Genomic DNA, 24,495 nt, shown 5'->3' on the forward strand with positions numbered 1-24,495 from the left:
ATGGAACAAGAAAAAAAGAAAAAAACCATTGGCTTCAACATTATAAAAAATGATCCAACAGACGGACACGGAGGCTTTGGTGCCGGAGGGGCCCTAAGTCTTGACAATATTTCACCTGTATTCGTTGATCCTGAAGCAGGGGAGGCTTTTGTTGATATTGGAGCGATGCATGCAAGAAGTGTAGTAGAGAAAGGAATTAAATTTCTTGCAAATAAAGAAGAGGTTCCGAATGGTAAGTTATATTGGTTAGTATGGGTTACGATAGAACGTGGACAACAAGGATCTTTTTACGCAGGGGTAACTAGCTGTGAAATGACCGTAGACCGCGAAATTCGACGAGGATATAAGTCTTTACCAGATCATGTTAATAAAATGGATAAGTCATTAAAGCGTCATATAATCGTTGACCATATGGATGAGCCATCCAAAAAGATATTAGCCGATTTTTTAAAGCACCACGATGCAGACATGTGGGAAAGGTCATCGGAAAAGCTAAAAATTGATTTGAATACCTTGTGAAAATCGACAGAATGACTTATCTGATCATCTATATTTTCACTTTATGACATTTTCTTGAACGTTTGTAATAAGGGTTGAGCTTTTTCTTGAAAAAAAGTAAACTATTGTATACAGTCTTACTACACTGTAAGACTAGGACACAAAGAACCGTAGGGGATATTCCTCTACGGTTTTTTGCTGGCTAAAAGAAGTCAATGTAGGTTCTGATAAATATGGAATATGTTCTGTGAAGATTAAATAGGATTCCTCTTAAAACAACAAGTGATGAGGGAAAGTTTAGCAAGGTATGTAGCGATTACTTCAAAAAGTCGATTAAATCCTGTTATTCAACTTTTCACACCGCAAACCACTTCAAAAAGTCGATTAAATCCTGTTATTCGACTTTTCACTCCGCAAACCACTTCAAAAAGTCGATTAAATCCTGTTATTCGACTTTTCACTCCGCAAACCACTTCGAAATGTCGATTAAATCCTGTTATTCAACTTTTCACATCGCAAACCACTTCGAAATGTCGATTATTAGAACCCAAACCTCAATCCTCATCAAATTCCTATAGAATCATAATGGTGGAACATAAAAAAAGACTGCCCGAGATCGTTCTCGACAGCCTGACTAGGAAAGCTTCCTAGTGTTTTTATTATCACTTTAAGGTGAGATCCACTTCATTAGTTTATCGATCCAACCTTCATCTTCTGGAACAATATCTATTTGTATAGGTGGTCCCTCGTTATTATATTGATGCGGTAAATGGTCTGTACAATATTCATCTGGTTCTGATCCTCGGAGATAATAAGTGAGTCTAGCAACGGGACATGCTTCTGTTGCTAGAAGGCCGTTATGAGGATTTACATACACTCCTACTACACCAGAGGTAGGTTTAAAGGCTTGAACTGGTTCCTCCTTCAGTGCTTCCTCCATGATATCAGCCCAAATGGTTTTAGCATATCTCTTTTCAGCTGCTAAATCCAACGTATGATCACGGTCATATCCTATCCAAACTCCTGTAACAAGATTAGGCGAGTATCCTATCATCCAGCTATCTGTACTCGTTGTTCCTGATTTCCCAGCATACACTCGAGTAAGTTTATCTTTTATTGTTCGACCAGTCACCTTCGTGTAATCGTTGAGCTTTTCATCAAACATACCTGTCATCATATGAGTCGTTACAAATGCAGCATCCTTATCTAGAATCTGCTCTTTATGTACTTTATTCTCATAGATGATTTCTCCGTGATGATTGACGATTTTTTGAATAAAGGTAGGCTCTATCCTTTTTCCGCCGTTAGCAAGAATACCATAAGCATTGACCATATCGATCATTTTGACCGTAGATGTTCCCAGTGCTAAAGATGGTACTTCAGGTAGCTTACCGGAAATACCAATCCGGCGACTTGTATCAATAAGTGCTTGCTGACCAAGTGAAAGATGAGTTTTAACCGCAAATACATTATCGGAGAGAGCAATAGCTTGTGCTAAGGTAATCGTATCATTGGCATAATAATCGTTAAAATTACTGGGAGAATATGTCAGTTCCTCTTTTTCTCCAAATCTGAAGGTCGTATACTCACTTCTAAGCTGGGTAGAAGGAGTAAAGCCTTGTTCGATTGCCGAGTAGTAAAGAAATGGCTTAAATGTTGACCCAGGCTGCCTTTTTGCTTGTGTTGCTCGGTTAAACTGACTTATTGAATAATCTCTCCCGCCTACCAGTGCCTTGACATGTCCGGTAGAAGGGTCTGTTACCATTACTGCTGCTTGAATCTCAGATTTAGGATCGATGGTAGAGGCTATTTTTTCCTCGACAATTTGTTGAACCTTCGGATCAAGGGTTGTATATACTTTTAATCCTCCCATTTGAATCGTTCGATCTGTAATCGTTGTTAAGGAACGAAGTACTTGTTTAACTGCATCTTGGAAATAAGGAGCAATATCTTGATGCTTGTTATCAAACTTTGCATAAAAGGATAGTGGCACAGCCTCAGCAATAGCCGCTTCTTCACTCGATAATAGCTTGTTTTGGACCATTGATTGGAGAATGAGTTTTTGTCTTAATTTAGCTTGTTCAAAATTTGTTAGCGGAGAATAGCTACTTGGTCCTTTAGGGATACCAGCTAGCATAGTGGCTTCACTTAGCGTGAGATCTTTTGCTTGTTTATTAAAATAAAAATTGGCAGCCGCTTCGATTCCGTATGCACCATGACCATAATAGATCGTATTTAAATAACCTTCTAAAATTTGTTCTTTAGAATAATTGATTTCTAGACGTAATGTATAAAGGGCTTCTAACACTTTTCGCTTCCATGTTTTGTCATGTTCTAAAAAGAGATTACGGGCATATTGCTGAGAAATCGTGCTAGCCCCCTGCACCTTGGCCATTGCCTTGATATCTGCAATGGCTGCACCGGCAATACGCTTATAATCAAAGCCGTTATGCTCAAAAAAACGTCTATCTTCTATAGATATGGTTGCATTGATAAGATCAGGTGAAATCTCTTGTAACTCCACCCAATACCTTGTTTGACCTTGGCTACTTTCACCAATTACTTGACCATCTGCACTATAGTAGACGGTGGATTGAGGTACAGCAAGTGGAGGGGGGCCTTGAATTTTTGCATATATTAATACACTTACCCACCCCATCATAAAAAAAATGGACATGATTAAGCTAATAAAAAATAGAGCACGTATATATTTTAACGTTTGGCGAAATCGCTGATTTGTGATGATTTCCATTAATGACCACCTACACACTATGGCATGGTTCAAAATACTCCTCAACAGTATTGAAGAAAAATCAACATTTTAAACATACAGCTACTAATTTTGTGTAAAATCATGGAGTGTGAAAATGTAAATCCAATATTTAAGAAATGATCGTTGTGGGAAATTGTGGTGTTTTGAAATGAAGAACCTTCATATTTTATTGCGGAAGAAAATGAAAGAAGGAATCATATTTTTTTCGACATTCTTTTACTTTTTACTATGCATTTTGTGTTAGTTGTTTTATACTTTGAACTGCTGTACATTATTTACTCGTTTTGTTAATTTTTCTTTTGTGTAAAAAATTTACCATTTGAATAGAAGAGGCAGAGATTTTCTATTCAATGGTTTTTAATTGTTCTAAAAGGGAACGATAGTATAGTGTAATTAAGACCAGATGTGGGAACTAGTAGAAAGGTGTGATGAACAAATGGAATTATGGTTTACAGAGAAACAAACTGAAAAATTTGGAATTACAATGAAAATTAAACAAACCTTACATACGGAACAAACTGATTTTCAGAAGCTTGATATGGTTGAGACTGAAGAATTTGGAAACATGTTGATTTTAGATGGAATGGTCATGACAACTCAAAAGGACGAGTTTGTATACCACGAAATGGTTGCACACGTTCCTTTATTTACTCATCCAAATCCAGAAAACGTTCTAGTCGTTGGTGGCGGTGATGGTGGCGTCATTCGCGAAGTATTAAAGCACCCTAGCGTAAAGAAAGCAACGTTAGTTGAAATCGATGGGAAAGTTATTGAATACTCTAAAAAGTATTTACCTGAGATTGCTGGTAAGCTTGAAGACTCTCGTGTAGAGGTAAAGGTAGATGACGGTTTTATGCACATCGCTCAAAGTGAAAATGTGTATGACGTTATTATGGTTGACTCAACAGAGCCAGTTGGTCCAGCGGTTAATCTATTCACAAAAGGTTTTTATGCAGGTATCTCAAAAGCACTAAAAGAAGATGGGGTATTTGTTGCTCAAACGGATAACCCTTGGTTTACACCTGAATTAATTACGAACGTTCAACGTGATGTAAAAGAGATTTTCCCTATTACAAGACTTTATATTGCAAACATCCCTACTTATCCAAGTGGAATGTGGACATTTACAATCGGTTCAAAGAAACATGATCCTCTGGAAGTGTCAGAAGATCGTTTCCATGAAATTGATACAAAATATTACACGAAAGAACTACATAAGGCAGCTTTCGTATTACCGAAGTTTGTAGCAGACCTAGTTAAAGAATAGTTATGGAATGGGACAGGATATCCTGTTCCTTTTTAAAAGGAGGTAAAATTATGCGCTTTGATGAAGCTTATTCTGGTAACGTATTTATTAAGAGTCATCCTAATTATGAAGAAAGTGAAGCTGTACTTTACGGTATGCCGATGGATTGGACCGTGTCCTATCGACCAGGTTCACGCTTTGGTCCAACACGTATTCGTGAGGTGTCAATCGGGCTTGAGGAATATAGTGCCTACTTAGATCGTGAATTAGAAGAAGTGAAATACTTTGATGCTGGCGATATCCCATTACCATTCGGTAATCCAGGTAAAAGCCTTGATATGATTGAAGATTATGTTGACAATCTTTTAGCTGATGGAAAGTTTCCATTAGGGATGGGCGGTGAACATTTAGTATCTTGGCCTGTCATGAAAGCAATGTATAAAAAGTACCCTGACTTAGCCATCATTCACATGGATGCTCATACAGACCTACGTGAGCATTATGAAGGGGAGCCTTTCTCTCACTCTACGCCAATTCGAAAAGTAGCCGAGCTTATAGGACCACAAAACGTGTATTCATTTGGTATTCGCTCGGGAATGAAGGAAGAATTTGAGTGGGCAAAGAAGGTGGGTATGCATATCTCGAAATTTGATGTACATCAGCCATTAAAAGAGATCTTACCGAAGCTTGCGGGACGTCCGGTTTATGTAACCATTGATATTGATGTACTAGACCCTGCTCATGCACCTGGTACAGGTACTGTAGATGCTGGTGGTATTACATCAAAGGAGCTACTTGCTTCCATTCATGAAATTGCTCATTCTAATGTAAAAGTTGTCGGAGCAGATTTAGTAGAGGTAGCTCCAATTTATGATCCATCTGAACAAACAGCTAATACGGCAAGTAAATTAATTCGTGAAATGATTTTAGGATGGGTTCCTAAAAAATAGTCTAAAAAGCTGAGACAAAACAGTCTCAGCTTTTTTAATAGAAATCAACTGGAGACATAATTTTTTCTATATAACTGGAGGACACATAGCTAATGTATTTAATGATATATAGAAGGAGTAGATAAGGATTGCTGTTTCATTGTAATGTGAATATTCTTATTTGTATCAATCGAAGCAAAAAAAATATCATCCAATCGGTTTATTCCTCTGTTGACTAATTGGTTTCGGAGCCACTCTTCGGTTAATGAGAAATCCAGTAGCACGCTCTCGTAAAGTGTTCCTTCAACAACGACGGGAAACCCAATGGTAACTGATTGGTCAGAGATCCCCAAATCTTTTCTAGTTACGGACGATGCCGCACCTTTTTTCAAAATGGATAAATTTCCACTTCCCTCGATAATCCCAAGGTGAACCTCATTAATATCAAATATATCCTTTTCCCTTAGTAACGAAAGAATATTATCAAGCGAATACCGTATTCTTTTGATATTCTTTACGACAAACTGACCGTCCTGAATCACAACTACAGGCTCAAATGTAATGGCCCTACCCAGTTTTCGATGTCGGATTTTTAAATATGCAGTAAATCTGGAAAATAGGGCAATAACGACAATGGCAAAGGCAGTGTGTAAGTGCTCAATTTTAGGATCAGCAATATCGGCACCAACAACTGCTGAGAGTGTAATGATTGTAAGGAAATCAAAAACAGGGAGTTCCCCAATTGATCTCCTTCCCATAAATAAAGTCATAACTAAAACGAGTGGCAATATCGAAACAATTCTTCCAAGAACAATTGCTAATTCTCGTAATGTATCTGTCATAAAAACTCCTCTAAAATGAAATATTTGTAAAAATTTTATTATTTTACTTCCTATTTTTCTCAAATTGTGTGATATTATTTAAAGATAAAAAAGATAGAAAAGTCACAACTTTTAGGAAACTGTTTTTAGGGGGAGCATCAATGCCACGTATTTTCGAAATTAGCATTCAATTCTTAGTGGCGTGTGTGGGGATTATCTTTGTAGGTGCCATACCGTCTTTGTTTAATACAGTTAATGGAAGCTTTGTTAACTCTACTAGCTACTATGAAACCATTAAGGAAATCATCCAAGGAATATCACAATATAAAAGCTTAACCTATGATTGGAACGGAGTAGAACGTGATCTATTCCCTTTTCTATTTGAGCCTGTTTTCTACTCTATCACGATTTTAATCTGTGCATTATTATTGGCTTATCTAGTTTCAACGCTATTTACATTTTTAACGATGCTATTACCAGCCAAACATAGAGGAAAATCCAAACTATTTATATACTTATTTGAATCGTTGCCAGACATTTTGATCGTCTTCTTAATGCAGTTTTTTATTATCTATTTTTATAAGAAAACAAATATCTTATTGTTAAACTTCGTGTCCTTACAAGAGGAAAGGGCGTACCTTTTACCTATCCTCTGTTTAGCAATCTTTCCAACCATTCAGTTATATAGGTTAAGTATGTTGTTATTTGAACAAGAGCTAACTAAAGATTACGTCTATTTAGCGAAAATGAAGGGTGTTTCATACTATAGTGTTTTACTTGTTCATATCCTTCGAAATGCAACGGTTAGCTTATTTTTCCAATCGAAGAAAGCAGTTTGGTTTATGTTATCGAATTTATTTATATTAGAATACTTATTTAATATTTTTGGAATTACACGCTTCTTAACCCAATACATGACACCAACGATTTTTACAATCGGGTTACTCTTATTTTTTATACCAATCTTTATCCTATATAACATTGCTGAATCAATAGTTAAAAATGTTGTGAGTGGAGGGGAGTCTTTATGATAAAAAGGCTGTTAACCCAACCTTTGTTCTTAATTGGATTTCTTGTTATTGTTGGACTGGTCCTTTCAAGTTTTCTGTATACCGCAATTTATCATAATGAAATTCCACAGGACCGCTATTTATATGATGATAATGGTAGGATTGTTGATTCCTCTCCCTTATCTCCAAGTAAAGAGATTTGGTTTGGAACGGATCGAGATGGATTCCACATGCTACACAAGGTTATTATCGGAGCAAAGTTTACGATCTTAGCAGCTCTTGGAATTGCCTTTTTACGAGTATTAGTTGCTATTCCAATTGGAATGATTTTAAGTTCCTATTTAACGAAATCACGAAAATATATTAATGGGTTTGTCGATTCATTTCACTATATTCCATTAAGCTTGATTGCCTATTACATTTTATACCCGGTCCTTTGGATGGGACCAGCTGGCTATCAACATACGCTTACAGAACGTGTTGTTATTGAGGTAGTGGTATTAACTGTATTAACACTCCCCATTTTAAGTGTTCTGATTGGAAATGAAGGGTCTTTCATTATGAAAAAGGACTATATCATCAGTGCTCAAACGTTAGGGGCAAGCAGGTGGCATATTATTAGAAAACATATCCTTCCTTCAATGAAGGAGAAATTTATGATTATGTTTGGGCAACAAGTTGTTCAGGTTCTACTCATTTTCTCCCATTTAGGTCTATTAAAACTATTTTTCGGAGGGACGGTCGTTTCCTATGATCCGTTATTCAGAGATCCACCGTCATCTTCAACGTTAGAATGGTCAGGTTTAATCGGTGACGCACAGCAACACTTATATACAGCTATTTGGATTCCTTTTACTCCTATCTTGTTCTTTGCGATAACGATATTTGCTGTTAACTTAATGATTGAAGGCTTTACGAAGGTTAGTACAGGAGAAACAAGATCGAAAAAGAAGAAAGAGAAAGTAAACCACAGCAAAAATCAAGAAACCGATACTACGGATGAAACAATTCATAAAAAGAGCTTTGAATTAGAGAAACAACAATCGATAGCGGGTTAATACCAGTGGAAACACTGGTTTTTTTGTTGTTATATATAAAGGATACGTTATGTTCCAATTAGGACATTGCATAAAAATTAAATAATTATTGGTTCCTGCACTAGAATGAAACAAAGTCATTCTGATTTCCCACATCTCTTATCCTTATAAGTGCGATGTTGAACTTTTCCAAAGAAATCTATATACTTATTAAGTTATAAAGGATAAGGGTGTGAAATAATGGGGCAATCGGAAGGGGTAGCAGTTCAAATCACCTTTTCTAGTGAAATAAATGATCAAGGTGAAAAAGCTCATTTTTCATTTGCGACAACAGGCTTATACTACATAAAAGGAAGAAATTCTTATCTCCGATTTGACGAAAAGTTACATAATGGGGAGTCTGTTAAAACGACAGTAAGATGGTCCAATCATGAGGCTTGGATTAAACGGACAGGGACTGTTACGATGAAGCTACCTTTTATAGTAGGTGAAACAACAAAAGGTATGTATGAAAACGTACAGGGAAAAATGGAAATGACCGCAAATACAGATAAAATACAGAGTAGCTGGAATCCGAGAGATAAACAAGGGGATTTTGAACTACAATATAGACTTAGCATGTTAGGGAATAAATTAGGCATATACCAAATAGTCATACAATTTAAGGAGGAGAACCATTCATGAATATTGTCGATCAAGTAAAAGAACGGTTAAAGGATGAAATCAAAAATGCTGTTATAAAATCGGGATTAGCCCATGAAGATCAACTACCAGATGTAGTGTTAGAGCTGCCAAAGGAAAAGGCGCACGGCGACTATGCAACAAACATGGCCATGCAGCTGGCTCGTGTAGCTAAAAAGCCACCTCGAACTATTGCAGAGGAGATTGTAGCAAATTTTGATAAGTCAAAAGGGTCAATCGAAAAGCTAGAGATCGCAGGTCCTGGATTTATCAACTTCTACATGGACAATAGCTACTTAACTGAATTAATTCCAACAATTATTAAAGCAGGGGATTCATATGGCGAAACGGCTACAGGGAATAACGAAAAAGTAAACGTAGAATTTGTTTCAGCTAATCCAACTGGAGATCTACATTTAGGACATGCCCGCGGAGCAGCTGTTGGGGATTCACTTTGTAACATATTAGAGAAAGCAGGGTTTCAAGTAACAAGGGAATATTACATAAATGATGCAGGGAACCAAATAAATAATTTAGCCCTGTCAGTGGAAGCACGCTACTTCCAAGCGTTAGGTCATGATAAACCGATGCCAGAGGACGGATACCACGGTGCAGATATAATCGAAATAGGGAACCAGCTAGCAAAAGAATATGGGGATCGTTATATCAATGTAAGTGAAACAGAACGTTTTGATTTTTTCCGACAGTATGGATTAAAGGTTGAATTAGAAAAGTTAAAGAAGGATTTAGAAAGCTTCCGCGTTCCATTTAATGTATGGTACTCAGAAACATCCCTTTATGAGAGCGGAAAAATTGATACAGCACTTCAAAAATTAAAAGAACAAGGAATGATTTTTGAAGAAGATGGTGCAACATGGCTACGTTCTACTCAATATGGGGACGATAAAGACCGTGTGCTTATTAAACAGGACGGCACTTACACATACTTAACTCCAGATATTGCCTACCACCAGGATAAACTTATCCGTGGTCATGAGAAGCTAATAAATATTTGGGGCGCCGATCACCACGGATATATACCACGTATGAAAGCTGCCATACAATCTCTTGGCTACCCTGGTGACATTCTAGATGTTGAGATTATCCAAATGGTGCAGCTTTACCAAAATGGTGAGAAAATTAAGATGTCTAAGCGTACAGGGAAGGCAGTAACTTTACGAGAACTAATGGAAGAGGTTGGAGTCGATGCCATGCGTTACTTCTTTGCGATGAGAAGTGCTGACACACAAATGGATTTTGACTTAGACCTTGCAGTCTCTAAATCAAATGAAAACCCAGTTTATTATTCTCAATATGCCCATGCACGAATTTGTAGTATTTTACGTCAGGGAGAAGAAATGAACTTGAGTTATGAGGATGAGTTAGATTTTTCTCTAATACAATCAGAAAAAGAAATCGAGCTTCTTAAAAAGCTAGGTGAGTTTCCAGCAGCCGTTGCAGAAGCAGCCATCAAACGTATGCCACACCGTATCACAAACTACGTATTTGAATTATCGTCTGCTCTGCATAGTTTCTATAATGCGGAGAAGGTATTAGATGTTGAGAAGCTTGAAGTAAGTAAAGTGCGATTTGCACTTATGAAAGCTGTTCAATCGACGCTTAGAAATGCCTTATCGTTAATTGGCGTTTCGGCTCCGGAAAAAATGTAGGTGGACAATAGTGGCAACTACAAATTGTAGTTGCCTGTTTTGTGCATACTGAACAGTAAAGAATCAGAAAGAAAGGATTGAAACGGATGAAAGAAGTAATTTTAGCATTACTAACAGGAATTATCGTAGGATTTTTATTTGCCTTACTGAGGCTACCTATTCCAGCACCTCCAGCTCTAGCAGGAGTAACAGGAATAGTAGGAGTATATTTGGGCTTCAAGCTTTTCAGCTGGATTGGTCCATTGCTCCCTTGGGTAAAATAACAATAGCTCCTTCTCATAGTATGAGAAGGAGTTTTTTACTTCCAAAAAACGGTTGCTCCTCCTATTCGTTTTACTCCCCGAATTGAAGAAATATCATCCACAAGCTTTAGCATTGCTCGATCCTTTTCCTTTGCCTCAACCATAATATCAAAATCATCCCCAATGGATTTAGCAGCCTTTAAAAATGGCATGATAAAATCTAGATCAACGTTGTCTGCGTGATGACGAAAGTTAGAAGCGGATTTGGGCGATGAAAGGTGTACCTTTGGAACCAGACCAAAATGCTCCCAAGTTTTATACACTTCAGGAAGAAGTTCCTCGAGCGGCTCTCCTGAGCAATTTGCCATGTGATGATGGTAATCAAATAGTAGGGGGATACATTGTTTTTTGCACACTTCTAGGGTCTCACTTGCCGTATATGTTTTATCATCATTCTCTAGTGTCATTCTCGATTTAATCGTCATCGGGAGAAGCTTTATATGTTGATGAAACCTTTCAATCGCTGCATGTTTATCTCCATAGGCTCCGCCAATATGTATGTTGATGAGAGAAGAGCGTTCAACTCCCATCATATCTAGAAGGTTATAGTGATACATCATATCCTTCACCGCATTAGAGGTAACGTGCTGTTTATCACTTGTAAACAGAGTAAACTGGTTAGGGTGAAAGCTGGTGCGTAGGCCATATTGTTTAATTAGTTCCCCGAGCTCGCGAAAATCAGCCTGTAAATCTTTTTTGTAATTCCACTTAACTTCTGGGTGTGTGGCAAGAGGAACGATTGAAGAGGATAACCTATAAAGCTTGATTCCATGAGCAATATTATAGTGGAGAGCACGTTTTGTATTTTCAATATTTCTTTTTGAAATCTCTATTAATTTCGGAATCCGCTCGTCTTTCTTTAACTTCTTCCAATTCGTAAATGTAATCGTTTTGGAAGTTGAGCTGTCCCACAATGATAAGGCATGGGCAACATAACCAAATCGAATCCTCATGTTTATTCCACCAGCCTTTCCGTTTGGAATTGCTTACAGCAATCCTGAAATAAGGGAAGATAATGACTCTTTTCCACGCTGAAAAAGAGAGCGATCTTCAAGCTCTTCAATCGTTAGTACCTCTGCTTTTTCAAAGTCCTTTAATAAACTATTTTTAACTCTAGCAATAAAGGCTTGATCATAAATAAAGCAATTTATTTCATGATTTAAATGTAAGCTTCTCTTATCAAAATTGGCTGTTCCAATGTCACAGACATCACTATCCATTACAATAACTTTGGCATGGAAAAAACCGTTATTATAGCGATATATCGTGCAACCAGCTTCTAATAAAGGTTTGAAATAGGGAAATGAGGCTTCTTTGACAAATGCATGATCAGCGTTCATTGGAACAATTATCGATACATTAACACCACGATTGGCTGCATTAATTAGTTCCTGAGCCATTTCCTTACCTGGTATGAAATAAGGAGAACCAATAATTAATTCCTGCTTTGCATTTTGGATAAGCTCAAGAAAGGCATGACGTAAATACGCTCCGTCTGTAGGAATTAATTTGTGTAGGATAGGTCCTGTTGTTAACTCAGGAAATAAGCCTTCTTCATCGTGTAATGATTCATTGGTTGCGTGAAACCAGTCGTTTAAAAACTGTGTTTGTAAATCTTGGACACCTTCCCCTTCTATTCTAAGATGGTAATCACGCCAATCTCCGAGCTTAGGGTCTTGTCCAATATACTCCTTACCGATATTAAATCCACCTAGATAACCTATCGAGCCATCGACCACCGATATTTTTCGATGATTTCGCATATTGAGTGAATAAAAAATAAATGGAAACCTAGGGATATGGGAGTATTGGAATTTAACACCACTTTTTTTTAAGGCACGGACCGTTTGTTTTGGTACTTTGCTGCCAATTCTATCTAGGAGAAGGCGTACTTCTATGCCCGCCTTTGCTTTCTCCATCAATAGTTTAAGAAAGGAATGACTGATTTTATCATCCTTTACAATATAAAATAAAATATGGATGTGTTTTTTGGCTTTCTTAATCTCGTAAAAGAAGTCATTATATAAATCCTGTCCAGTTTTGAATAATGTTATTTGACTATGGCGTTTCGGATATTCCCTTTTGCGTACTTTCTTTAAATGAAAAAAACGCCCAAGCTTGAAATCAATCGCAAGCCAAGCAAGTATCATTATAATAATTAGGGAGAAGATTTCCATGAATTGGTCCCTCCTAGCATGTAGCGTATTATTTCTAATGAAAACGCTGGTTGTTAGTTTCACCGGATAAGGAAAAAATGATGCATTGAAAGAATTTGTGTTGACTGAATGCTCATTCATATTATAATAGAAGTATAGAGTTAAAAGTCTGAATTTTTATTACTATTTAAATTGTTTGGAAAGGGTATTTTTCCCTGATGAACGAACTGCATTTGAAAAACTTGTCTAAAGAGTAGTCTATAGGCGTTACTGACTGAGTAGTTTTTCTGATGCGGAGTGCAATTCCGACATTATTTTTTACTTTAAACAGGCTACTTAAGGAAACAGGAACTTTACTTTCCCGATAGCCTAGGAAAGGGGTCAAACGATGAATTCACTACTTTGGATTAACTTCATTGCATTTTTGATTGTAACCGCTTACGCAGTGCATTTATTTGTTTACTTAATCAGAACGCGTATTGCTTACATTAAACTAGGAAAAAAAGTTGAATTTGATCGTAAATTCAAGGAACGACTAGATAAAGTATGGGTTAACGTATTTGGACAGAAGAAATTATTAAAGGATAAGAAAAGTGGAATCATACACGTTATGTTTTTTTATGGTTTTATCCTCGTCCAATTTGGCGCCATCGATTTTATTTTGAAAGGGCTCCTGCCAGGGTCACACCTACCATTAGGACCTTTATATCCAGGATTTACGTTCTTCCAAGAATTAGTCACTTTTATGATTCTTATTGCGGTTGTATGGGCATTTCATCGCCGCTATGTTGAAAAGCTTGTCCGACTAAAAAGAGGCTTTAAATCAGGTCTAGTCTTATTATTCATCGGCGGATTAATGCTGTCAGTGCTGTTAGGTAATGGAATGGGAATTATCTGGCATGGGCATGAACCGACATGGAGTGAACCAATTGCATCCCTATTTGCCATGATTTTTAGTGGGATTGGTGAAACAGCATCCATTGTCGTATTTTATATTGCTTGGTGGATTCATTTACTATTCTTGTTAACGTTTTTAGTATACGTACCACAATCAAAGCATGCTCACTTAATTGCTGGACCAGCAAACGTTTTTTTAGGTAGACTTTCGAAGCCTGGAAAGCTTGAGAAGATTGACTTTGAAGATGAAACACAAGAAACGTTCGGTGTTGGAAAAATTGAAGACTTTACACAAAATCAAATGATCGACTTTTATGCCTGTGTGGAGTGTGGACGCTGTACAAACATGTGTCCAGCAACAGGTACAGGAAAAATGCTTTCACCAATGGATTTAATTATAAAGCTGCGTGATCACTTAACCTATACAGGTGCTGCTGTTACATCAAAAACCCCTTGGGTACCTGCAGTTGCATTTTCAAATACAAAAGGAAATCAAATTGCAATGATGGCTGCTGGTAAAGGAGTAGAGGAGTCTGCAGGTGCGATTGACATGTATAGCCCAAGCCTAATCGGTGAAGTCATTACAGAAGAAGAAATTTGGGCATGTACAACCTGTCGTAACTGTGAAGATCAATGTCCAGTTATGAACGAACACGTTGATAAGATTATTGATCTTAGACGTTATTTAGTATTAACAGAAGGAAAAATGGATGCAGATGCACAGCGTGCAATGACAAACATTGAGCGTCAAGGAAATCCATGGGGCTTAAACCGTAAAGAGCGTGAAGACTGGCGCGAGGCTCGCGAGGACGTTCATATCCCTACGGTTAAGGAACTAAGTAAAGCAGGCGAAGAATTTGAATACTTATTCTGGGTTGGCTCGATGGGGTCGTATGACAATCGAAGCCAAAAAATTGCTTTATCATTTGCTAAGCTCTTAAATGAAGCAGGTGTTAAATTTGCCATCCTAGGAAATAAGGAGAAAAACTCAGGTGACACACCTCGTAGATTAGGAAATGAATTCTTGTTCCAAGAACTAGCGACGAAGAATATTGAAGAATTCGAAAAAAATGAAGTGAAAAAGATTGTCACAATCGATCCTCACGCATATAACATCTTTAAGAACGAATATCCTGATTTTGGATTCGAAGGTGAAGTATATCACCATACTGAGCTATTAGCACAACTTGTGAAAGAAGGTCGCTTAAAGCCACAGTTTGAAGTGAAAGAAACGATTACCTTCCATGATTCCTGTTATTTGGGACGTTACAACGATGTATACGATCCACCGCGTGAAATCTTAAAATCCATCCCTGGTGTAAACCTAGTTGAAATGGAGCGCAAACGTGAAACAGGTATGTGCTGTGGAGCGGGTGGAGGATTAATGTGGATGGAAGAGCATTCTGGAAATCGTATTAATGTTGCTCGTACAGAACAAGCTCTTGCGGTAAATCCTTCTGTCATAAGTAGTGGTTGTCCTTATTGCTTAACGATGATTAGTGACGGAACAAAAGCGAAGGAAGTAGAAGAAACAGTCCAAACATTGGATGTTGTTGAAATTCTAGAGAAATCTGTCATCGGAGATCTCAAGGAAATCGCTTCTTAATCTCAATTCTAAAGCTAGTAAACGACAAATATAGTATAGGTGAGGTGTACGGTTTGATATCGTACACCCACTTTCACGAATTGAATCGAGCGAGCGTTCAATCGATTGACTAGGTGACAGTCACTACCCGAATTTTCTCGTTTCACAAGATTGTTTCACAGCTTTGAATATAGATTAATATTTCTGATAGGGGGAGAAATCATGAGTAAAACAGTTATTTTAAGTGGAGTTCGTACACCGTTTGGTAAGTTTGGTGGAGCGTTAAGTACTTTTACAGCAGCTGAACTTGGGGGAATTGCGATAAAGGAAGCATTAACTCGTGCCAATGTTTCACCTAATGAGGTTGGGGAGGTCATCCTTGGAACTGTATTACAAGGTGGACAAGGACAAATCCCTTCTCGTCAAGCATCACGTCATGCTGGAATCCCATGGGAAGTAAAAACAGAAACCATTAATAAAGTTTGTGCATCTGGACTACGAAGTGTGACGATGGCCGATCAAATTATTCGTGCAGGAGATGAAGATGTTATTGTAGCTGGTGGAATGGAGTCAATGAGCAATGCTCCTTACATCATGCCAAAAGCACGATGGGGATTTCGTATGGGAGACTCTCCAGTTGTAGACTTAATGGTTCACGATGGACTAACGTGTTCGTTTAACGGTGTTCATATGGGGACATATGGGAATGGTGTAGCAGATGAGCTTGGATTAACTAGGGAGGCACAAGATGCCTGGGCACTTCGTAGCCATGAACTAGCTCTTCGTGCAATGGAGGAAGGAAAGCTTGCGGAAGAAATTATACCGGTTGAAGTTCCTCAAAGGAAAGGGAGCCCAATCGTTGTAAACCACGATGAAGCACCGAGAAAAGGTACATCTTTAGAAGCGTTAGGAAAATTGAATCCAGTCTTCGGCAAAGGTGGCACCATTACCGCAGGAAACGCACCAGGAGTAAATGACGGTGCAGCAGCTTTAGTCCTAATGAGCGAAGAGAGAGCAATAAGGGAAGGGAAACAACCGTTAGCATACATCCTTGGTCATAGCGCAATCGCAACTGAAGCCAAGGACTTTCCAAAAACTCCAGGTCTTGTTATAAACGAACTGCTTAAGAAAACAGGAAAATCACTTGACGAAATCGATCTGTTTGAAGTAAATGAAGCTTTCGCAGCTGTTGCATTAGCAAGTGAGAAGCTAGCAGGATTAGATTCGGAAAAAGTTAACGTAAATGGTGGGGCTGTAGCACTTGGTCATCCGATTGGCGCAAGTGGTGCAAGAATTATCATCACACTAGCACACGAACTAAAACGTCGCGGTGGTGGAATTGGAATCGCTTCCATTTGTAGCGGTGGCGGTCAGGGTGATGCAATTATGATAGAGGTACCACGCTAAGAATTGTTTCGATGATTTTACCGAAGTCTCTACAAAGCACATACAAAGCAGGATCACAAGTTCAGTTTTTCATAAAAAAGGAGGAAACAAAATGAATGTCCAAAAAATTATGGTAATTGGTGCAGGGCAAATGGGCTCTGGAATTGCACAAGTATGTGCAATGGCAGGCTATGATGTAACTCTTCATGACCTGAAACCTGAATTTGTTGAAAGAGGACTTGGAACAATTAATAAAAACCTGTCTAGACAAGTAGAAAAAGGTCGTATGTCTGAGGATGATAAACTGTCAATCGTTAATCGTATCTCAAGCTCAACCGAATTATCAAATGCAGGAGGTGTAGATCTAGTCATTGAAGCTGCTGTTGAGAACATGAATATTAAGAAAAAGATTTTCGAACAGCTTGATGAGATTACACCTGCACATACTATTTTAGCAACAAATACATCTTCTCTACCAATTACGGAAATTGCCGCTGTAACGAAACGCCCTGAGCAGGTGATTGGGATGCATTTTATGAATCCAGTACCTGTTATGAAGCTAGTAGAAATCATTCGTGGTCTTGCAACAACAGATGAAGTGTATAACACAATTGAAGAGATAACGAGAAAGCTAGAGAAGGTACCGGTAGAAGTAAATGACTTCCCAGGATTCGTTTCTAACCGAATTCTAATGCCAATGATTAACGAGGCTATTTACACCGTATATGAAGGTGTTGCATCACCAGAGGCGATTGACGAAGTCATGAAACTAGGAATGAATCACCCAATGGGACCTCTTACATTGGCAGACTTTATCGGCCTTGATACGTGTCTTTATATTATGGAAACATTGCATGAAGGATTCGGTGATGACAAATACCGTCCATGCCCACTACTACGTAAATACGTGAAAGCAGGCTGGCTAGGACGTAAAACAGGTCGAGGATTTTACTCTTACGAATAAGAGTATGAAGCTTAGCGATTTTGACCATGAGGAGGTTGCAGCGAGATGGATTTACGATTTACTGAAGAGCAGGACATGATGCGGAAAATGGTTCGAGATTTTGCTCAAGCTGAAATTGCTCCATTTATTGAGCAAATGGAAGCAGGAGTATTTCCAAAGCATATCTTGAAGAAAATGGGCGAATTAGGGTTGATGGGAATTCCCATTCCTGAACAATATGGCGGAGCAGAGATGGACTTTATGTCCTATATTATTGCCATTCATGAGATTTCAAAAGTGAGTGCCACTATGGGGGTTATTCTATCCGTTCATACATCTGTTGGAACAAATCCAATTCTATATTTCGGAACGGAAGAACAAAAGCAAAAGTATATTCCAAAACTAGCGTCGGGTGAATATTTAGGTGCGTTTGCCCTAACAGAGCCAGGAGCAGGTTCTGATGCAGCTAGTTTAAAAACTCGAGCTGTGAAAGATGGAGATCACTATATAATAAATGGTTCGAAAGTGTTTATCACAAACGGCGGTGAAGCAGATACGTATATTGTATTTGCTTCCACAAATCCCGAAGAAGGAAGTCGCGGGGTATCGGCATTTATTGTTGAAAAGGATACACCGGGCCTTATCATTGGTAAAGATGAACATAAAATGGGGCTTCACGGTTCCCGTACAGTCCAGCTGTCTTTTGAAGATGCGAAAGTCCCAGCTGAAAATCTTTTAGGGGAAGAAGGTCAGGGCTTTAAAGTAGCAATGGCTAACCTAGATGTAGGACGTATAGGTATTGCGGCACAGTCTCTTGGTATTGCAGAAGCAGCCCTAGAACACTCTGTTGCCTACGCAAAGGATCGAAAGCAATTTGGTAAACCTATTATTGACCAGCAAGGGGTAGGGTTTAAAATTGCAGATATGGCGACTACTATTGAAGCTGCGAAGCTATTAACCTATCGAGCGGCGTTCTTAAGAATGAATGGTCAACCTTGCGGAACAGAAGCTTCAATGGCAAAGCTATATGCATCTAAAACAGCAATGGAAGTATCAACAGAAGCCATTCAAGTATACGGTGGATATGGATATACAAAAGACTACCCTGTAGAACGCTTTTTCCGAGATGCAAAAATTTGTGAGATATACGAGGGTACTAGTGAAATCCAGCGTTTAGTTATTAGTAAAAAGCTTTAGGTACTGGAAATGAATGGCAAATGATAGAAATGTAAGAAAAAAAAGTCGAAATAACATGTAAAATGGACCGAATCCTTTTAAAAAAGTTGAAAAAACAAAAAAAGAAGATCGAATTGTTGATAAAAAAGTGATTATAACCAAATTTCCTTACAGGAGGACGTAAAAATGAATTTCAAACTTTCAGAAGAGCATGAAATGATTAGAAAAATGGTACGTGACTTTGCAAAAAATGAAGTGGCACCTACAGCTGCTGAACGTGACGAGGAAGAGCGATTTGACAAAGATATTTTTGACAAAATGGCTGAGTTAGGCTTAACAGGAATTCCATGGCCAGAGGAGTATGGCGGAATTGGAAGTGATTATTTAGCATATGTAATCGCAGTTGAAGAGCTTTCTCGCGTGTGTGCATCAACAGGAGTTACTTTATCTGCTCACACATCACTAGCAGGATGGCCAGTGTACAAATTCGGTACAGAAGAACAAAAGCAAAAGTATCTTCGTCCAATGGCAGAAGGAAAATCAATCGGTGCTTACGGTTTAACGGAACCTGGTTCAGGATCGGATGCAGGTGGAATGAGAACAACGGCAAAAAAGGATGGAGACCACTACATTCTTAACGGTTCTAAAATCTTCATCACAAACGGTGGTGTCGCAGATATTTACATCGTATTCGCTCTAACGAATCCAGAACAAGGGACAAGAGGATCTACTGCGTTCATCGTTGAGAAAGACTTCCCTGGCTTCTCCGTAGGTAAGAAAGAAGCAAAATTAGGTATTCGTTCATCACCTACAACTGAAATTATTTTTGAAGATTGCAGAGTTCCTGTAGAAAATGTACTTGGTGAAGAAGGTATGGGCTTCAAAATTGCGATGATGACACTAGACGGTGGACGTAACGGTATAGCGGCTCAAGCGGTTGGTATCGCACAAGGTGCTCTTGATGCTGCTGTTGATTATGCGAAAGAGCGTAAGCAATTTGGAAAGGCAATTATCGACCAACAAGGTATTGGCTTCAAGTTAGCAGACATGGCAACAAGTGTAGAAGCTGCTAGATTACTAACATACCAAGCTGCTTGGTTAGAGTCAGAAGGTCTTCCTTATGGAAAAGAGTCAGCAATGTCTAAGCTTTTTGCTGGAGACGCTGCAATGAGAGTAACAACGGAAGCTGTACAAGTATTTGGTGGTTACGGTTATACAAAAGATTACCCTGTAGAGCGCTACATGCGTGATGCGAAAATTACTCAAATTTATGAAGGAACGCAAGAAATCCAACGCTTAGTTATTTCAAGAATGCTAGCGAAATAAAACATAGAGGTGAAAGAGGCTGAAATCCCAATTGGGTGGATAAGGTGCAACGTTAAAGTAGTGGGTTGCTCCTAAATAGTAAGCCTCACTTCCTCTAGGGTGGTGTGCCAAAGATGAGAAAACAAAATGTGCCTGCATCAGTAAAGGATGAACGGTTAATCGAATTAAGGCGAAATCAAATGATCAAAGGAGCCGTTTCCTTATTTAAAGAAAAAGGGTTCCATCGCACAACAACTCGAGAAATTGCCAAGGCTTCTGGTTTTAGCATTGGAACACTATATGAATATATTCGCAAGAAAGAGGATGTTCTCTATCTTGTGTGCGATCGGATTTATGATCAAGTTCGAGATCGGCTGAAGAAAGACATTGGTACAAAGTGTGGAAATACAGAAAGTCTAAAATATGCAATTTCCTCTTATTTTAAAGTAATGGATGAAATGCAAGACGAAGTACTTGTTATGTATCAGGAGGCAAAATCACTTTCAAAGGAAGATCTTCCTTACGTATTAAAAAAAGAGCTCGAGATGGTCGAAATGTTTGAAGAGATATTAACGAGCTGTGTAGAAAATGGAGAGCTATCGGTAGGTCTAAAAGAGCGAAAGCTTATCGCGCATAACATATTTGTGCAAGGGCAAATGTGGGGCTTTAGACGATGGGCCCTTCAAAGGCTCTATACACTTGAAGAATATACAGACCTACAAATTCAAAATGTCTTAGAGGGACTTTCAAAAAACCCGCAAAATCTAAAGGAGGGTAATGAATGACGACAGTGGAGATTTATAAACCCAAAAATCATATCCGTTTTGTTACAGCATCTAGCTTGTTTGATGGACATGACGCATCCATCAATATCATGCGTCGTATCATCCAAGCAAGTGGGGCTGAGGTTATACATCTAGGTCATAATCGTTCAGTAGAAGAGGTTGTTTCAGCAGCTATTCAAGAGGATGTTCAAGGTATTGCCATTTCATCGTACCAAGGTGGTCACGTTGAATATTTCAAATATATGTATGACCTGCTTAAAGAAAGAAACGCTTCCCACATCCGTATTTACGGTGGTGGTGGTGGTGTAATTATCCCTAGAGAAATCAAGGAGCTTCATGATTACGGCATTGCACGAATTTTCTCACCCGAAGATGGCCGTAAGTACGGTCTTCAAGGAATGATCAATCAAATGATCGAGGACTGTGATTTTCCAACGGTTACTTCCATTACGAATGAGCTTGATGGGTTAAAAGAAGGCAAGATTCAAGCGGTTACAAGACTTATCACACTTGCAGAAGGTCAAGTCGGAGCGACGGATGAGGCAGCTGCTGCGGCAGAGACAGTATTAGAAAAAGTAAAAGAGCTCGAGCTAGAAGTCCCAGTAATCGGTATCACAGGTACTGGGGGAGCAGGAAAAAGCTCACTAACTGACGAACTCGTTCGCCGTTTCCTAAATGAAATCAAGGACATTAAGATTGCGGTTCTTTCCGTTGATCCAACGAAACAAAAAACAGGTGGAGCACTGCTAGGAGATCGTATTCGTATGAATGCTATTTTCAATCCACGAGTATTCATGAGAAGTTTAGCAACACGTGGATCAAGAACTGAGCTATCTCTTGCCATTAAAGATGCTATTTCCGTAGTAAAAGCTGCAGGCTTTGATCTCGTTATCGTTGAAACGAGTGGGATCGGTCAAGGGGATGCTGAAATTCGTGAAATTAGTGACATCGCGATGTATGTGATGACTAGCGAATTCGGGGCTCCTTCACAGCTAGAAAAAATAGATATGATTGATTATGCTGACTTAATTGTTATCAACAAGTTTGAACGTAAAGGATCTGAAGATGCAAAAAGCCAGGTTCAAAAGCAATATCAACGAAGTCATATGGCATTTGATCAAGACCTATCAACCATGCCGGTATACGGGACAATTGCCAGTCAATTTAATGACCAAGGAACAAACTCTCTCTTTGCTGCATTAGTAGATCTTATCAATAATAAGGCAAACAAGAGTTGGGAAACATCCTTCAACAAAGAGAATTTAGTTGAAAAGCAAAATGTCATTATTCCAAATAATCGTCGCTACTATTTACGTGAAATCTCTGATTCTGTTCGTACCTATCATAAAAAATCGGCTGAACAAGTAGAAGTAGCACGTAAGCTATTCCAGCTAGAAGGTGCAAAGGAAGCCGTTAGTGGAAATGATCAAGCCGTTCAAGCGATTGAAGACGCAAAACAAGAATTTGAGTATAGGCTCACACCAGAATCTAAAAAACTATTAGAAGGCTGGTCAGCATTAAAGGAAAAGTACGCTGGAAAAGAATTTGTGACGAAGGTTCGTGACAAAGAAATCATTACAAAACTAACGACAAAGAGTCTTTCAGGATTAGATATTCCGAAGGTTGTGTTACCAAAATTTGTGGATCATGGAGAAATTTTACGTTGGGTTTATAAAGAAAACGTCCCAGGTGCATTCCCATTCACTGCAGGAGTATTCCCATTTAAACGAGAAGGAGAGGATCCAAAACGTCAATTTGCTGGTGAAGGGACACCGGAAAGAACAAATCGCCGTTTCCACTATTTATCAAAAGACGATGATGCAAAGCGCTTAAGTACAGCCTTTGATTCCGTTACACTTTATGGTGAAGATCCAGATTACCGACCTGATATTTATGGGAAAGTTGGGGAAAGCGGAGTAAGTGTATGTACCCTAGAAGATATGAAAAAGCTATACGCTGGCTTTGACCTATGTGCACCATCAACATCTGTGTCCATGACAATCAATGGTCCAGCACCTATTATTCTAGCGATGTTCTTCAATACGGCGATTCACCAACAAGTAGAAAAGCGTGAAACCGAACTAGGAAGAATCTTAACAGTAGAAGAGTACCTAGAAGTAAAGGAGAAAACCCTTCAAACTGTTCGCGGTACCGTTCAAGCGGATATCTTAAAAGAGGACCAGGGACAAAATACTTGTATCTTCTCTACAGAATTCGCACTTCGTATGATGGGTGATATTCAAGAATACTTTACACTTAAGAATGTAAGAAACTACTATTCTGTATCCATTTCTGGCTATCATATTGCAGAAGCGGGAGCAAATCCAATCTCTCAATTAGCGTTTACGCTAGCGAACGGATTCACATACGTAGAATACTATTTAAGCCGTGGATTAAAAATTGATGACTTTGCTCCAAACCTATCATTCTTCTTTAGTAACGGTCTAGATCCTGAGTATACAGTCATTGGACGTGTAGCAAGAAGAATTTGGGCTATCGTTATGCGTGATAAATATGGTGCGAATGAACGTAGCCAAAAACTGAAGTATCACATTCAAACAAGTGGACGTTCACTACATGCTCAAGAAATTGACTTTAATGATATTCGTACGACCCTTCAGGCATTAATGGCGATTCATGACAATTGTAACTCACTTCACACAAACGCTTATGACGAAGCGATTACAACACCGACAGAGGAATCTGTACGACGTGCAATGGCTATTCAAATGATTATCACAAAAGAGCATGGATTAACAAAGAACGAAAACCCATTGCAGGGTGCATTTATCATAGAAGAATTAACAGACCTTGTAGAAGAAGCCGTCTTGCAAGAGTTTGAGAGAATAAATGACCGTGGCGGAGTACTTGGTGCAATGGAAACGCAATATCAACGCGGGAAGATTCAAGAAGAATCCATGTACTATGAGATGAAAAAGCACAATGGTGAACTGCCGATTATCGGAGTAAACACATACCTAAATCCAAACCCACCATCAGATGATGATTTAAATAACATTGAGCTTGCCCGTGCTTCTCAAGAAGAGAAAGAGCAACAAATTAAAAATCTTCGTGAATTCCAAAGCCACCATGAAGATAAAACAGAAGCAGCTTTAACAAAATTAAAGCAGGTAGCCGTTTCAGGTGGAAACATTTTTGAAGAACTTTTAGAAACGGTAAAGGTTGCGAGCTTAGGGCAAATTACTCGCGCATTGTACGAGGTTGGCGGACAATATAGACGTAACATGTAAGAAAGGGCAGATTTTTTGCCCTTCTTTTTTTTATTATGATAGTA

The 24,495-nt window shown here is 38.6% G+C and carries 19 protein-coding genes; 15 read left to right on the plus strand and 4 right to left on the minus strand.

The genetic code is table 11. The features are described from left to right. Positions 1 to 519: a YwhD family protein gene (locus ACFSCX_RS00965; RefSeq protein WP_377926209.1), complete on the plus strand. Its 519-nt coding sequence runs from the start codon at positions 1 to 3 to the stop codon at positions 517 to 519. Between the two features lie 646 nt (positions 520 to 1,165). Here the strand turns inward: ACFSCX_RS00965 and ACFSCX_RS00970 are convergent. Continuing rightward, positions 1,166 to 3,250: a transglycosylase domain-containing protein gene (locus ACFSCX_RS00970; protein ID WP_377926210.1), complete on the minus strand. Its 2,085-nt coding sequence runs from the start codon at positions 3,248 to 3,250 to the stop codon at positions 1,166 to 1,168. Between the two features lie 457 nt (positions 3,251 to 3,707). Here ACFSCX_RS00970 and speE point away from each other — a divergent pair, with 457 nt between their 5' ends. Next, positions 3,708 to 4,538, plus strand: a complete 831-nt coding sequence (gene speE, locus ACFSCX_RS00975; protein ID WP_377926211.1) for a spermidine synthase — start codon at positions 3,708 to 3,710, stop codon at positions 4,536 to 4,538. A gap of 50 nt (positions 4,539 to 4,588) precedes the next feature. Beyond that, the gene (gene speB, locus ACFSCX_RS00980) at positions 4,589 to 5,467 is read left to right on the plus strand and encodes an agmatinase (protein ID WP_377926212.1); all 879 of its coding nucleotides are present in this window, start codon (positions 4,589 to 4,591) and stop codon (positions 5,465 to 5,467) included. Between the two features lie 98 nt (positions 5,468 to 5,565). Here the strand turns inward: speB and ACFSCX_RS00985 are convergent, their stop codons facing one another. After that, positions 5,566 to 6,288, minus strand: a complete 723-nt coding sequence (locus tag ACFSCX_RS00985; protein ID WP_377926213.1) for a DUF421 domain-containing protein — start codon at positions 6,286 to 6,288, stop codon at positions 5,566 to 5,568. A 140-nt stretch (positions 6,289 to 6,428) separates the two neighbouring features. Here ACFSCX_RS00985 and ACFSCX_RS00990 point away from each other — a divergent pair, with 140 nt between their 5' ends. The 5 genes from ACFSCX_RS00990 (at position 6,429) to ACFSCX_RS01010 (ending at position 10,928) form a co-directional block, all read left to right on the plus strand. Next, a complete protein-coding gene (locus tag ACFSCX_RS00990) occupies positions 6,429 to 7,298 on the plus strand; it encodes an ABC transporter permease subunit (protein WP_377926214.1) in 870 nt (289 codons plus the stop codon). Then, positions 7,295 to 8,335, plus strand: a complete 1,041-nt coding sequence (locus tag ACFSCX_RS00995; RefSeq protein ID WP_377926215.1) for an ABC transporter permease — start codon at positions 7,295 to 7,297, stop codon at positions 8,333 to 8,335. Before ACFSCX_RS00990 ends, ACFSCX_RS00995 begins: the two co-directional genes overlap by 4 nt. Positions 8,336 to 8,554: 219 nt before the next feature. Next, the gene (locus ACFSCX_RS01000; RefSeq protein ID WP_377926216.1) at positions 8,555 to 8,998 is read left to right on the plus strand and encodes a YwiB family protein; all 444 of its coding nucleotides are present in this window, start codon (positions 8,555 to 8,557) and stop codon (positions 8,996 to 8,998) included. Then, on the plus strand, positions 8,995 to 10,665 hold the full coding sequence (gene argS, locus ACFSCX_RS01005; protein WP_377926217.1) for an arginine--tRNA ligase: 1,671 nt from the start codon (positions 8,995 to 8,997) through the stop codon (positions 10,663 to 10,665). Before ACFSCX_RS01000 ends, argS begins: the two co-directional genes overlap by 4 nt. Positions 10,666 to 10,751: 86 nt before the next feature. Beyond that, positions 10,752 to 10,928: a XapX domain-containing protein gene (locus ACFSCX_RS01010; protein ID WP_377926218.1), complete on the plus strand. Its 177-nt coding sequence runs from the start codon at positions 10,752 to 10,754 to the stop codon at positions 10,926 to 10,928. Positions 10,929 to 10,963: 35 nt separating this feature from the next. Here ACFSCX_RS01010 and uvsE read toward each other — a convergent pair whose 3' ends face one another. Then, a complete protein-coding gene (uvsE, locus tag ACFSCX_RS01015; protein WP_377926219.1) occupies positions 10,964 to 11,920 on the minus strand; it encodes a UV DNA damage repair endonuclease UvsE in 957 nt (318 codons plus the stop codon). A gap of 33 nt (positions 11,921 to 11,953) precedes the next feature. After that, positions 11,954 to 13,144 carry a cardiolipin synthase gene (gene cls, locus ACFSCX_RS01020; RefSeq protein WP_377926220.1) on the minus strand — a complete coding sequence of 397 codons (1,191 nt, stop codon included), beginning with the start codon at positions 13,142 to 13,144 and terminating at the stop codon, positions 11,954 to 11,956. A gap of 367 nt (positions 13,145 to 13,511) precedes the next feature. Between cls and ACFSCX_RS01025 the strand changes: the two genes are divergently transcribed. From ACFSCX_RS01025 to icmF, 7 genes are all read left to right on the plus strand, one after another. Next, positions 13,512 to 15,626, plus strand: a complete 2,115-nt coding sequence (locus ACFSCX_RS01025) for a (Fe-S)-binding protein (RefSeq protein ID WP_377926221.1) — start codon at positions 13,512 to 13,514, stop codon at positions 15,624 to 15,626. 201 nt (positions 15,627 to 15,827) lie between these two features. Beyond that, a complete protein-coding gene (locus ACFSCX_RS01030; RefSeq protein WP_377926222.1) occupies positions 15,828 to 17,012 on the plus strand; it encodes an acetyl-CoA C-acetyltransferase in 1,185 nt (394 codons plus the stop codon). A gap of 91 nt (positions 17,013 to 17,103) precedes the next feature. After that, positions 17,104 to 17,955, plus strand: a complete 852-nt coding sequence (locus ACFSCX_RS01035; protein WP_377926223.1) for a 3-hydroxybutyryl-CoA dehydrogenase — start codon at positions 17,104 to 17,106, stop codon at positions 17,953 to 17,955. A 45-nt stretch (positions 17,956 to 18,000) separates the two neighbouring features. Beyond that, complete coding sequence (locus ACFSCX_RS01040) at positions 18,001 to 19,131, plus strand: acyl-CoA dehydrogenase (protein WP_377926224.1); 1,131 nt, start codon at positions 18,001 to 18,003, stop codon at positions 19,129 to 19,131. Between the two features lie 165 nt (positions 19,132 to 19,296). Continuing rightward, positions 19,297 to 20,436: an acyl-CoA dehydrogenase gene (locus ACFSCX_RS01045; protein WP_377926225.1), complete on the plus strand. Its 1,140-nt coding sequence runs from the start codon at positions 19,297 to 19,299 to the stop codon at positions 20,434 to 20,436. A 113-nt stretch (positions 20,437 to 20,549) separates the two neighbouring features. Beyond that, positions 20,550 to 21,200 carry a TetR/AcrR family transcriptional regulator gene (locus ACFSCX_RS01050; RefSeq protein ID WP_377926226.1) on the plus strand — a complete coding sequence of 217 codons (651 nt, stop codon included), beginning with the start codon at positions 20,550 to 20,552 and terminating at the stop codon, positions 21,198 to 21,200. Beyond that, on the plus strand, positions 21,197 to 24,451 hold the full coding sequence (gene icmF, locus ACFSCX_RS01055; protein WP_377926227.1) for a fused isobutyryl-CoA mutase/GTPase IcmF: 3,255 nt from the start codon (positions 21,197 to 21,199) through the stop codon (positions 24,449 to 24,451). The genes ACFSCX_RS01050 and icmF overlap by 4 nt, the downstream gene beginning before the upstream one ends. Positions 24,452 to 24,495: the final 44 nt, after the last annotated feature.

The organism is Bacillus salitolerans (genome assembly GCF_042680805.1).
Classification (GTDB): Bacteria; Bacillota; Bacilli; order Bacillales; family SA4; genus Bacillus_CJ; species Bacillus_CJ salitolerans.